The following is a 12,820-nucleotide window of genomic DNA, read 5'->3' on the forward strand; positions in this document are numbered from 1 at the left end:
CTTACACCGTTTTTGAGAATACTTTTTTATCTTCACTAATGTTTTTCATATAAGCATCAAAACACATGGCAATATTTCTTATAAGCAAAACGCCTGTTTCATTGACTTTGATAAAATTTTCATCAAAATTAATAAAATCTTTGTATTCTTCTAAAGCTTTTAAATCCTCTTTAAAATACTCCTGAAAATCAATGCAAAATTCTTTTTCTATTGACTTAATATCAAGCTTAAAATTTGCCATTAACTCCATAATAACTGCTTTTCTAAGCTCATCATCATCGCTTAAAACTACACCTCTTTCAAAAGGCAAAACTCCTTTATCTAATGCAGCTTCATAACTTGACATATCTTTGAAATTTTGTGCATAATGTCTTTGTCCTTCACCTATACTTGTAAGCCCAACACCGACTAAATCAGCACCGCCTTTGGTGGTATAACCTTGGAAATTTCTATGTAAAGTTCCATTTTCTAAAGCTTTAAAAAGCTCATCATCTTCTTTTGCAAAATGATCCATTCCTATCATTTTATAGCCGTTTTTACTCAAAAAATTCTCACAAAATTCTAAAATTTCAAGTTTAACATCAGGACTTGGCAGGGTATTTTCATCAAATTTTCTCATATTTTTCTTAAGCCAAGGCACATGAGCGTAATTAAAAATCGCCAAACGATCAGGGTTTAAAAGCATAACTTTTTCTAAAGTTTGTGTAAAGCTTTGTAAATTTTGATAAGGCAAACCATAAATTAAATCCATATTTACAGACTTTATGCCTTTATTTCTTACAAGATTTAAAGCATTTTGTGTTAATTCAAAAGACTGGATGCGATGAATTTCTTTTTGAACTTTTTCATCAAAATCCTGCACTCCAAAGCTGATACGATTAAAGCCATTTTGCGTTAAAACTGTGGCTTGTTCCTCATTTAAAAAACGCGGATCGATCTCACAGCTAATCTCTGCATCTTTAGAAAAATTTCCAAAAACAGATCTGATTTTTAAAATCAAACTTTGAAGTTGTTTAGCGCTAAAAAAAGTTGGAGTTCCGCCACCAAAGTGCATTTGCACCACTTCTCTTTTAGTATCTAAAATGGTACTTAAAATATCAAGCTCTTTAAAAATATAAGTTAAATACCTTTCTTTACTCTCTTCTTTTGCAGTATAGATGACATTGCAACCACAAAAATAACAAGCACTCCTACAAAATGGTAAATGAAAATAAAGCGATAAAGATCTATCTTGTTTTTTTAAAATTTCTATATATTCTTCGTATTTGAAATTTGTATTAAACTCTACTGCTGTAGGATAAGAAGTATAGCGTGGTCCTGCTTTAGAGTATTTTACAAAAGCTTTATAATCTCTCATTTTGGTTTACCCTTTCTATCATCGCTTGCATATCTACAAATAAATTTGGATGCTCTTGTTTGATTTTAGAAATTAATTTTTCAAGATCAATACTAACTTCCATAGTACCATTTTGTGCCTTTTGCTTGATCTCATCCATGGCAACCGTCCAAACATCGTTAAAATCTACAGGAATTTGTTGATAAATCGCCTTTTCTAAACGCAATTCAAAATTCTCTTTTTGACTTTGTTTTAAACTTTCAAGTATATTCTTAAGACTTTGTAAAGAAAGCAAAGTGTGAATTTCATCGTTTTCATCTATCACAAACCAAGGCTCAGGAGAATCAAAACTTCCATTTTCAAGAACTAAACATTTTTCGTTTTCACTCTCGCTTTGCTTCATTTTAAAAATCGTTCTATCTTTTTTCTTTATTCCTAGATTTTGACTAAATTCATCAATGCGCTTTAAGCAAGTGCTATACTTTTCTAGCTCTTTCATTCTCTTCCTCTCTGATTATCCAAAAAGCAAAGCAAGGCTTTTGCCACATAAAGGCGATTTCTTGCTTCTTCAAAAATCACATCTGCATGTTTTTCAAAAATTTCTTCACTCACTTCATAACCTCTATAAGCAGGCAAACAATGAAGCAATATCGCGTCTTTATTGGCAATGCTCATAGCCTTTTCATCGATCATAAATCCTTCAAATTCCTTAATCTTGCGTTCTTTTTCATTCTCTTCACCCATAGAAACCCAAGTATCGGTGATGACTACATCTTTATCCTTTAAGGCTTCAAATTTATCATGGCTTAAGGAAATTTTAGCTCCTGAAATCAAAGCCTGTTTCATAGTAAATTCCCAAATTTCAGGGCTAATTTTATAGTTTTTTGGCATAGCTATACTAATTTCAAAGCCCAAAATCGCAGCCGCAATAAGCCAAGAATTGCACATATTATTACTATCTCCGATAAAAGCAACTTTTGCTATACCATTTTGCATTTTATTCCATTCTTTGATAGTAAACAAATCCCCTAAAACCTGAGTAGGATGATAAAGCTCGCTTAAAGCATTGATCACAGGAGCTTTAGAATATCTTGCAAATTCGAGTAAAGTTTCTTGTTTATTGACCCTCATCATCACAAAATCAACCATCGCCCCTACCACCCTAGCTGTATCCTTTACAGGCTCGCCACGACTAAGTTGTAAATCATTGCTACTTAAAAATAAAGCCTTTCCGCCAAGCTCTGTTATGGCTAATTCAAAGGCCATTCTTGTTCTTGTAGAGTTTTTCTCAAAAATCATTGCTAAAGTTTTATCTTGTAAAAGTTTTTTAGGCTCTTTTTTAAGCTCGCTAGCATGATTTACAAGGCTTAAAATTTCCTCCTTAGAAAAATCTCTTAAAGTTAAAAAATGTTTCATTTTTCTCCTTTTAACATTTTAGCTAATTCTTTAGCATGATAAGTGATGATAAGCTTTGCCCCTGCTCTTTTAAAAGCTATCATAGTTTCATACAAAACTTTTTCATAATCAATCACTCCTGCATTTTTAGCTGCCTTTAACATAGCATACTCTCCGCTTACATTATAAACACACAAAGGCAAGTTAGAATGAAGGGATATTTCTTTAACCACATCAAGATAAGCAAGAGCGGGTTTTACCATCAAAATATCAGCTCCTTGTGCTTCGTCTTCTAAGCTTTCTTCTAAAGCTTCTTTACCATTAGCAAAATCCATTTGATAGCTTTTTCTATCTCCATAACTTGGAGCTGATTCTGCTACATCTCGAAATGGCCCATAATAACTTGATGCAAATTTAGTAGAATACGCCATTATAGGCAAATTTTCAAAACCTTCCTTATCTAAAGCTTTGCGCAAAGTAGTGATAATACCATCCATCATTCCACTAGGTGCTATCATATCTACCTCTGCTCTTGCGTGAACTAAGGCTTGTTTGGCTGAAATTTCTAAAGTGACATCATTATCCACACTTTTTGTTTTTGGATCGATAATCCCACAATGCCCGTGATCTGTGTATTCACAAAAACAAAGATCGCTGATTATAAAAAGATCTGGAAAATTTTTCTTAATCTCTCTTATACTTCTTGCAACAAGCCCTTCATCATCTAAAGCATCGCTTCCACAACTGTCTTTTTTCTCATTTTCCAAAACGCCAAAAAGTATAATGGCTTTAATGCCTAAATTAACTACATTTTGACACTCTTTTAAAATTTCATCTAAACTCATTTGAAACACATCAGGCATAGAAGAAATTTCTTTTTTTATCCCCGTTCCATTAACCACAAAAAGCGGATAAATCAAATCATTTACACTTAAAGAATTTTCTCTTACCATGGCTCTTAAGTTTTCATTAAGCCTTAATCTTCTAAATCTTTTAAACATTTTTTTGTCCTTTTTTTGCTAAAATCTTAACATAAATTTGATTATAGAGAGTAGTAAATGAAAATAAAAATTTCAGAAATTGCGAATTTACCTAGCAAATGGGGAAATTTCCAAATACAAAGTTTCAAAGAAAATGATAAAGAACATTTATGTATATTTAAAAATACTCCAAAAGACACACTCAATCTAAGAATTCATTCAGAGTGCTTAACAGGAGATGCTTTAGGAAGTTTAAAGTGTGATTGTGGGGAACAGCTTGAATTTTCACTAAAATATATAGAAAAGAATGGCGGAATGGTGATTTATCTTAGGCAAGAAGGAAGGGGTATAGGGCTTTTTAACAAGGTTAATGCTTATGCTTTACAAGATAAAGGTTTTGATACGATTAAAGCCAATCATCAGCTTGGCTTTAAAGCCGATGAGAGAACTTATGAAATTGTAGAATTTATACTCAAACACTATGAAATTTCTAAGGTTAATTTACTCACAAATAACCCTGAAAAGCTAGATTCTATCAAAGAAAAAATCATCACACGCATACCGATTTTAATAGAACCTAATCGTTTTAATGTAGAGTATTTAAACATAAAACAAACTCAAATGGGACATCTTAAATAAATGATTTTTAAAGATTATGATTTTTTGCAAAACTACGATTTAAAAAACTTTGAAGAAAAGGTAAAAATTTATAAAGAATTATTATCTAAATTTAACCGCATTCACAATCTTACTCATTTAAAAAATATAGATGAAAATATCTTTGATAGTATTAAAATTTTAGATTTTTATGATTTTTCTAAAGCAAAAAATATTGCCGATATAGGAAGTGGCGCAGGATTTCCAGCTGTATTTTTAGCTTTTTTACTGCAAAGCAATTTTCATCTTTTCGAACCCAATCCCAAAAAAGCTGCCTTTTTGCGGACATTAAAAATAGAATGTGAACTTCCAAATTTACATATTTACAAAGAAAAAGTTCAAGAATACAAGCATACCTTTAAAGCTGATATCATCACTTCAAGAGCCTTAATGGATGTCAAGCCTTTGCTTGAAATTTGCAAAAATCTAAAAGATGAAAATACAGTTTTTATTTTATGGAAAGGTAGTGAAATTTATCAAGAACTTGAAAATATAAAAGATTATGAAATTTTTGAAAATAATTTAAGAAGATATTGTATTTTAAAGTAGCCCTAAGGCTACTTTTTATTCTGCTAAATCAGCATTAAAACTGATATCCACTAAAGGCCAAGAAATTCCACCATGTCCTGCAGCAACATCGCTTAATGCTTTTAATGCTTTAGAACCATTTTTAAAAGTATGCAAATCAAATTGTCCTTTAGCTTCAAATTTATTATCTTTGATGGTATAAGTTAAAGGTACAATAGTACTTTTTTTATCCATAGTAATTTTTGCTGAAATAACACCTTTATTTTCACCCGCAATCACATCTTGAAAAACAACTTTAATATCCGTATCTCCCAATAAAGCAGGGAAAAATACTTTTGTGATATTATTGGTTATAATATCATTGCCTTCACCCATAAAAGCATTGCTTGGCTTTATGGTAGCTTTAGCGCCTTTAAGATAACTTGCCAAATCCTTTATATTTTTAGAAAATTTATATTCTACATTTTTAAATTCACCTTTTGTTCCTATCATATCTTTAGTTTTATATCCTTCAAAAGAAACCTTTAAACTATCTTCTTTAAAAGATACAGCACTTAAAGCCGAAGCTAACAAGCAAGAACTTAAAACACTTACAAGAATTTTTTTCATCTTTATTCCTTTTTAATAAATTTAATTAATGAATTAAATTATATTCTTAGTTGATTAATAAAATAAAAATTTTCTAAAAAATAATTTTTATTACCAAAGTATACCTTTAAAAGCTAAGGTTAAAAAATATCCTCCAAAAATCAAAACAAGCCCTAAAACAAAAGCCAAGCCAAATACCCTAGAGCCACTTTTTAAAAATTTTTTAAAGTCAATTTGCAAGCCTAAAGCTGCCATAGCAAAAACGATACATAAAGTACAAAGTGTTTTACCTAAAGAGATGATATCACTCGTAGCAATACCTAAAATACTTTCTTTGCTTGCTAAATAAGTATTTAAAACTATCATGCCTAAAAATGCAAAAGCAAAATAAGGTATAGTGATACTTTTTGCAGTTTTTCCACTGCTTGAATGTTGATTTTTAGCGAAAAAATAAGTCACTATAAGCAAAAAAGGCACAAGTAAAATCACTCTCATCATTTTTATAATCACTGCAACATTAGAAGCACCTTGCTCAAATCCTGCCATATCCTTTGCCATTTCAGCAGCACCTGCGACATTTGCCACCTCATGCAAAGTAGCTCCCATAAAAACACCCATAGCATTTTGATCAAAAAAAGGAAAAAGATTTAAAGAAAAAGCTATGGGATATAAGAACATAAATACAAGTCCAAAAATCACCACCGTACCTACAGCTAAAATTCCCTTAAAAGGATCACTTTTCAAACTTGACTCTAGTGCTAAAACCGCTGCCGCACCGCAAATCGCACTTCCAGCTCCAACAAGCATAGAAGTTTCTTTATCGAGTTTAAAAATTTTCGTTCCCACAAATAAAGCAATAATAAAAACAAAAAATATCACTATAGCAGAAAGCAAAAATCCTTTCAATCCTACGCTTAAAAGCTCAGTTAAAGTGATATTAAAACCATATAAAACAATGCCAAGTCTTAAAAGTTTTTTCGCACTAAAATGCACTCCGGCTTGAAAATGATGTTGGTATTTAAAAAACCAAGGAGAAAGCAACACTCCTATGATAATAGCAAAAGCAGTCGCTGCTAAATGAGTGGTATCTTTGATACTTTGAACACTAGAAAGATACATAGCAAAAATCACTATACAAGCAGTAAAAAGCAAACCCTTAAAATTTGATCGCACTATAGCCACGCTATGTGCTAAAAAACTTGTTTTCATTTATTTTCCTTTTTGTAAATTTTGTGTTATTATATTTTTTTTATTAAAATTATAGAAATATATTATTTTAATTTTTATAATAAATTTTTTTTATTAAATAAAGGAATCACTCATGAAAATCAAAGATATGGAAATATTTTTAGATCTTTTAAACACTCAAAGTCCAACTCATACAGCCAACAATTTTTCCATAACTCAACCTAATGTTTCAATAGTAATTAAAAATTTAGAAAATAAATTTGATGGCATTTTATTTGAAAGACTTGGAAAAAAACTCTTACCTACACCAAAAGCTTTAGAACTAGGAAAAAATTGGTTAAAAATTATACAAGCCTACTACCAAAGCTTAGAAAAATTAAACGACGAAAGTATGCTCTTAGGGGAAATAAAAATAGCCTCAACTCAAAGCATTTCTGAACATTTTTTAGCTCCTATTTTATTTGATTTTAAGGCAGAATTTAAAAACATAGAAATTCGCTCTCAAACGCAGAATTCAAAAGAATGTTTAAATTTACTAAAAAACGGAAATATAGAATTTGCAATCATTGAAGCAGAACTTGATCCAGCTTTAGTGGAGTATGAAAATTTAGAAATAAATTTTTGGCAAGATGATGAACTTATAGTAGCTACAAGTGATAAAAAACTCAATGAAAAAGAATTTTATATCGATGAACTTTTGGAACAAAAGTGGATTTTAAGAGAAGTAGGCTCAGGCTTAAGGGATAAATTTTTAAACGAAATTGGTGCAAGCTCAAAAAAACTTAATATTTTTCTTGAACTTGATAGAATGGCTGCGATTAAAGAACTTGTTTTACAAAAAAAAGCAATCTCTATTTTTTCCAAAAAAAGCATAGAAAAAGAATTAAAAAATTCAACACTTTATGAAATTAAATTAAAAAATATCGACCTAAAGCGTAAATTTTATACCTTAAAAAGAAAAAATTATAATTTTAACAGAGCTTTAGAAAAATTTGAAAAAATATTCAAATCATAAACATAATAACCGATTTATATAGAAAGTTAAGCAATTTTTAGATAAAATCCAAAGCTTATATAAATTTCAAGGATAATCAATGAACGCCAAAACTCAAGAAGCTGAATTAGAAGAATTATTTCAAGAAAATGCAAAAGATTATATCACATATGAAAAATTGGTAAAATATCTTACAAAACAACCAAGTGCATCAACCACTAAAAAAGTGCAAGCATTAATGAAAAAACACAAAGTGCAACTTTTTTCAGCAGCTGAAATTGCACAAATGAAAAACATAGAAGATGCAAAAAGACTTCAAGAAGAAAAACAAAAACTCCAAGATACAAGCCTTGAGAACGAATTTGATTTAGCCAATGAAAACGATTTATTAGAATGGAGCAGATCAGACTCTCCTGTTCGTATGTATTTAAGAGAAATGGGACAAATTGCTTTATTAAACAAAGATGAAGAAATTGAAATTTCCAAAAAAATAGAACTTGGCGAAGATATTATCATTGATGCTTTTTGTTCTGTACCTTATTTGATAGATTTTATTTTAGATTATAAAGAACCTTTAATAAACAGAGAAAGAAGGGTAAAAGAACTATTTAAAAGCTTTGACGATGAAGAAAAAAGTGATGATAAACTTGATGAACTTGATATAGATGAAGATGAAGAAAACGAAACAGAATTAGAATCAGATAAAGAAAATACTAAAAAAAACAGCAAAAAAGAAGATGAAAGAACTTTAAAAGTTATAGAAAAATTTAAAGCTCTAGAAAAAGCTAAAAAAGATTGGCTAAAAACATCCAAAGACAAAGAAAGCGGAGATGAACTTTTAGATAAATTAAGCATTGCGTTCAAAAAAAATATTTTAAAAGAAAAATTAATGGATCTAGGCCCTACTTCAAAACTTATTAGCGAAATCGTAAAATCAATGGAAACTGCACTAAAAAGTGATGAAGAATTTGACAAAGAACTTAAGCGTTTAGAATACCGCTTACCTATGTTTTCTGATGAACTTAAAAAACGCCATGCAGATATTTTAAAAGATATTACAAAATTGAGCAAAGAAGAAATCACAGAGCGAGCTTTAGAAACAACCATGGTAAGCACTTATATGGAAATTAAAAAACTATTTCAAACTAAAGAAGCCAGTGAAAAAAGCTTTGATCTTGAAAAATCACGCTTAAAAGAAATTTTGGAGCAAATTAAACGCGGTAAAAAAATCTCTGATGAAGCAAAAGGAAGAATGGCAAAATCAAACTTGCGCCTTGTTGTAAGCATAGCTAAACGCTACACAAATCGTGGTCTGCCTTTCTTAGACCTTATCCAAGAAGGAAATATAGGTTTGATGAAAGCTGTGGATAAATTTGAATACAAAAGGGGTTATAAATTTTCCACTTATGCAACTTGGTGGATCAGGCAAGCTATTTCAAGGGCTATAGCTGATCAAGCAAGAACCATAAGAATTCCAATCCATATGATAGAAACCATCAATCAAATTAACAAAATTATCCGCGAACATCTACAAAAAGATGGAAAAGAACCTGATGTCAGTGTTATAGCTAAAGAAGTAGGTTTAAGCGTAGATAAGGTTAAACAAGTTATTAAAATCACAAAAGAACCAATTTCTCTTGAAGCTCCAATAGGAAATGAAGATGATGGTAAATTTGGAGATTTTGTTGAAGATAGAAATTCACTTTCTCCAATGGATCATATCTTAAAGGATGATTTAAAAGAACAAATTGATGAAGTTTTAGATCAATTAAACGATAGAGAAAAAGCGGTAATTCGTATGCGTTTTGGTTTAATGGATGATGAAAGTGATAGAACTTTAGAGGAAATTGGAAAGGAACTTAATGTCACTCGAGAAAGAGTGAGACAAATAGAAAGCTCAGCTATAAAAAAACTCAAACACCCTAAAGTAGGAAGAAAACTAAAAAATTATATAGAAGGTTGGAAGTAAGAGTCAATCTCCTTACTAAAAACCCAGATCTTTTTCTTCTTTTAACTTGCGTACATGTTCAAAAAAAACTAATTTTCCGCTATGTTTTTTTAAATTTTTAAATTCCTTAATATCAAATTCTAAACACAAGATAGAAGAAGTTGGAAAAGAAGCTAAACATAGCGAACTTAATAACTCTCCAAGCTCCATTAAACTAGGATTATGACCCACTAAAAATACTTCATTAAACTCATCATCAATATCTTGCAGAATTTTTAGCAAATTTTCAACATTGCAAAGATACAATCTTTCATCAAAACAAATTCTATTTTTATCAAAATTATAAAATTTGGCTATTTTTTTCGCTGTTTTAGCGGTTCTAACAGCAGGACTCGATAGCACCAAATCAGGATGAATTTCATGCGAAGCAAGATTTTTAAAAAGTTTTTTTAAATCTTCCTTTCCACTCTTAGTAAGTTTTCTTTCAAAATCATCGATGTCTTCACTCTTACTTGCTTTTGCATGTCTTATAATATAAATTTTTTTCATTTTACCTCTTTTATTTTAGCTAAAATATAACCACACATAAACCCGAAAATATGACCATACCAAGCAACATTTACTCCCATAAGCAATGGCACAAAACTCATAAGTAAAATTGCCACTATAAGTCCTTTTGTGCTATTTTTATCAATAACAGCATAAAAGCCTATTAAAACACAAATTGCACCACTAGCGCCTATGACATTTATATTTTCTCCAAAATATTTAAAATCAAAATACACATAAAAAACACTTAAAAGTGAGCACAACAATCCGCCAATAAAATAAATAAAAATAAAACACAAAGCACCCAAATAAGTTTCTAACATACGCCCAAATTGAAACAAAACTATCATATTTAATATAAGATGAGTTAAATTTCCATGTAAAAACATTGAACTTAAAAGCTGCCAATAAGCTCCATTAAAAAATAAAATATTCAAACCAAGGATATTGTAATAATCATAAGAAATCAAAAAATAACATAAAATATTTAAAAAAATTAAAAAAATTGTAAGCAAAATATAAAACCTTTATTTTTTATAATATTGTCTTAAAATTCACATAAAATTCACATAAATTCTTTACAATTTTACTAAAAAATAATTTAGGAAAAATATTGAAAATTAAATTTTTAAATATTATTACTATTTTAAGTTTATCTTTAAATGCTGATATAATAATTTCTGCTGATAATTTACCAAATGTTTCTAAAGAATTTTTACAACATAATTTCAAAGCGCCTATAGGGATCGTGCAAAAAGACAAAAATTCCTATGAAGTCTATCTTAGCGATGGAACAGAGCTTGAATTTGATATAGATGGAGCTTGGAAGGAAATTGAAAATAAAGCCTTTCCTTTTGATCTAGATTTTTTACCTCAAAATTTAGCCAATATCATCAAAAACGAATTTCCAAATACAAAAGCTAGAGAAATTGAAAGAAAAATCAACCATTATAAGATTAAACTTGATAACGATATAAAAATTCTTATAGATTTTAATGGAACTATCTTATATAAAGAATTTGATGATTAAACATATCATCAAACCTGCATTATATCTTTAACATCGTCATATTCTATCTTTTCTTTTTCAAGCAAAAGCTCTGATAATTTTAAAATTTTATCCTTCATAGAATTTAAAAATTCATCCATTTCTTTTTTTTGTTCACTTAAATTTGACTCTTTCAACATATCAAAACTCAACATATAATCAAGCAATTCTTTAATCTTTAAAAAATCATCTTGCGAGTTAGTATAACTTTCATTGTAAATCAATCTCATGACTCTAGAACCAGCCAAATAAACTTTTATACGATTGATAAGCTCTGATTTTGATCTTATATTATGCTCATATTCTTTAAAACGATCTTCAATGAGAGTGATTTTTTCAAATCCTATGTCAAAATAATACGCACTCAAAGCTTTTGCAGCTTGATAAGTGGCTTGAATTTTCTTCTCTTCATTATTAAAACTTAAAATCTTTTTCTTACCTAAAAGAACTTTATTTAATACAGCATAAAAATCGCTTTCCTCAACTAAAGCACTATTTCTTCTTAAAGCATTAATTGCTGCTTCATTGACCAAAGTTTCAAGCCCTGCTCCACTAAAACCTACGCTTGCTTTAGCGATTTTATTTAAATTGATATTATTGTTTTTATCTTTCATATAAATTTCTAAAATTTTAAGTCTATCCTTAAAATCAGGCAAAGATAAAAAAATTCTCCTATCAAAACGCCCCGAACGCAATAAAGCAGGATCCATAAGTTCGATTTTATTTGTCGCAGCTATAACTATAACCCCGCTATTGTCCTCAAAACCATCCATTTGAGTTAAAAGTTGATTTAAAGTGCTATCTCTTTCAACATTTGACATTTCTCCTCTTGCCTTACCTACGGCATCTATTTCATCAATAAAAACTATGCTAGGCGCCATCATTTTAGCTTTTGAAAAAAGCTCTCTAACTCTTTTTGCACCCATACCTACATAAATTTCAACAAAACTTGAACCACTTTGATAAAAAAATGGCACCCCTGCTTCTCCTGCAACTGCTTTTGCTATCAATGTTTTTCCTACACCAGGTGGGCCTACCATTAAAACACCTTTTGGCATTTTTACACCAAATTCTTTATATTTTTTAGGATTTTGTAAAAAATCCACAAGTTCGCTTAGCTCCATTTTAACTTCATCAACACCTGCTACATCATTAAAAGTAATATTTGAAATCACAGGTTTTATATGAGAACTTTCTAAATTTATATTTGAATTTTGAGCTTGAGTGTGATTTTGATTCTTATTTGATATTGGATATTTAGTTAACTCTTTTTTACGAGCAAAATAGCCAAGACTTATAAAAAGTGCGATAATAAAAACAAGTAAAATAAAAAACACCCAAAGCGTATTATCTTTTTTAACCTCTACGGGAACTTTTGATAAAAGTGTTTTTATATCTATGCCATCTTTTATAATTACGTAATTTTCACCTTCTGCCTTAAGCCAAATTTCGTCTTTATCAATCACAGCTTTTTGGATTAAATTTTGGCTTAATAGACTTTGATAAAGATTTTCATCTATATATTTAGGTTCATTTTTAAAATATAAAATTCCCAAAAGCATACATAAAACCATAAAAGATGCTAAAATTATCTTTTTATTTTTCATTA

General features: G+C 29.6%; 14 protein-coding genes. 5 read left to right on the forward strand and 9 right to left on the reverse strand.

Annotated features, from left to right (window positions below; all coding sequences use genetic code 11):
• Position 1: 1 nt before the first annotated feature.
• Genes hemN through hemB form a run of 4 tightly spaced genes read right to left on the reverse strand, consistent with a single transcriptional unit; the run spans position 2 to position 3,732 of the window.
• Positions 2-1,357: an oxygen-independent coproporphyrinogen III oxidase gene (gene hemN, locus FBF11_RS04840; protein ID WP_052822732.1), complete on the reverse strand. Its 1,356-nt coding sequence runs from the start codon at positions 1,355-1,357 to the stop codon at positions 2-4.
• Complete coding sequence (locus FBF11_RS04845; RefSeq protein ID WP_002873198.1) at positions 1,344-1,835, reverse strand: DUF2603 domain-containing protein; 492 nt, start codon at positions 1,833-1,835, stop codon at positions 1,344-1,346. Before FBF11_RS04845 ends, hemN begins: the two co-directional genes overlap by 14 nt.
• Positions 1,832-2,752 (reverse strand): ornithine carbamoyltransferase, encoded by a 921-nt coding sequence (gene argF / locus FBF11_RS04850; protein WP_057042416.1) that lies wholly within the window; start codon positions 2,750-2,752, stop codon positions 1,832-1,834. Before argF ends, FBF11_RS04845 begins: the two co-directional genes overlap by 4 nt.
• A complete protein-coding gene (gene hemB, locus FBF11_RS04855; RefSeq protein ID WP_002868447.1) occupies positions 2,749-3,732 on the reverse strand; it encodes a porphobilinogen synthase in 984 nt (327 codons plus the stop codon). The genes argF and hemB overlap by 4 nt, the downstream gene beginning before the upstream one ends.
• Positions 3,733-3,789: 57 nt before the next feature.
• On the opposite strand from hemB, the gene ribA reads away from it, so the two are divergent.
• Positions 3,790-4,350, forward strand: a complete 561-nt coding sequence (gene ribA, locus FBF11_RS04860) for a GTP cyclohydrolase II (RefSeq protein ID WP_002855920.1) — start codon at positions 3,790-3,792, stop codon at positions 4,348-4,350.
• The gene (gene rsmG / locus FBF11_RS04865) at positions 4,351-4,917 is read left to right on the forward strand and encodes a 16S rRNA (guanine(527)-N(7))-methyltransferase RsmG (RefSeq protein WP_052798842.1); all 567 of its coding nucleotides are present in this window, start codon (positions 4,351-4,353) and stop codon (positions 4,915-4,917) included.
• A gap of 15 nt (positions 4,918-4,932) precedes the next feature.
• Here the strand turns inward: rsmG and FBF11_RS04870 are convergent, their stop codons facing one another.
• Both FBF11_RS04870 and FBF11_RS04875 read right to left on the reverse strand, forming a co-directional pair.
• A complete protein-coding gene (locus tag FBF11_RS04870) occupies positions 4,933-5,505 on the reverse strand; it encodes a hypothetical protein (RefSeq protein WP_002927286.1) in 573 nt (190 codons plus the stop codon).
• Between the two features lie 90 nt (positions 5,506-5,595).
• A complete protein-coding gene (locus tag FBF11_RS04875; protein WP_002853043.1) occupies positions 5,596-6,693 on the reverse strand; it encodes a YeiH family protein in 1,098 nt (365 codons plus the stop codon).
• 112 nt (positions 6,694-6,805) lie between these two features.
• On the opposite strand from FBF11_RS04875, the gene FBF11_RS04880 reads away from it, so the two are divergent.
• Both FBF11_RS04880 and rpoD read left to right on the forward strand, forming a co-directional pair.
• Positions 6,806-7,687 carry a LysR family transcriptional regulator gene (locus tag FBF11_RS04880; RefSeq protein WP_002855820.1) on the forward strand — a complete coding sequence of 294 codons (882 nt, stop codon included), beginning with the start codon at positions 6,806-6,808 and terminating at the stop codon, positions 7,685-7,687.
• A gap of 79 nt (positions 7,688-7,766) precedes the next feature.
• Positions 7,767-9,635: an RNA polymerase sigma factor RpoD gene (gene rpoD / locus FBF11_RS04885; protein WP_168977463.1), complete on the forward strand. Its 1,869-nt coding sequence runs from the start codon at positions 7,767-7,769 to the stop codon at positions 9,633-9,635.
• A gap of 15 nt (positions 9,636-9,650) precedes the next feature.
• On the opposite strand, the gene FBF11_RS04890 is transcribed toward rpoD, so the two are convergent.
• Positions 9,651-10,163 (reverse strand): histidine phosphatase family protein, encoded by a 513-nt coding sequence (locus FBF11_RS04890; RefSeq protein ID WP_002852934.1) that lies wholly within the window; start codon positions 10,161-10,163, stop codon positions 9,651-9,653.
• The gene (locus FBF11_RS04895; protein ID WP_002868674.1) at positions 10,160-10,678 is read right to left on the reverse strand and encodes a rhomboid family intramembrane serine protease; all 519 of its coding nucleotides are present in this window, start codon (positions 10,676-10,678) and stop codon (positions 10,160-10,162) included. Before FBF11_RS04895 ends, FBF11_RS04890 begins: the two co-directional genes overlap by 4 nt.
• 98 nt (positions 10,679-10,776) lie before the next feature.
• Here FBF11_RS04895 and FBF11_RS04900 point away from each other — a divergent pair, with 98 nt between their 5' ends.
• Complete coding sequence (locus tag FBF11_RS04900) at positions 10,777-11,193, forward strand: PepSY-like domain-containing protein (RefSeq protein WP_002853001.1); 417 nt, start codon at positions 10,777-10,779, stop codon at positions 11,191-11,193.
• An 8-nt stretch (positions 11,194-11,201) separates the two neighbouring features.
• Here the strand turns inward: FBF11_RS04900 and FBF11_RS04905 are convergent, their stop codons facing one another.
• Entirely contained in the window at positions 11,202-12,818 is a 1,617-nt protein-coding gene (locus FBF11_RS04905; protein WP_057042417.1) for an ATP-dependent metallopeptidase FtsH/Yme1/Tma family protein, read from the reverse strand.
• Between the last annotated feature and the right edge of the window lie 2 nt (positions 12,819-12,820).

It is taken from the genome of Campylobacter sp. CFSAN093224 (genome assembly GCF_012897395.1).
Classification (GTDB): Bacteria; Campylobacterota; Campylobacteria; order Campylobacterales; family Campylobacteraceae; genus Campylobacter_D; species Campylobacter_D jejuni.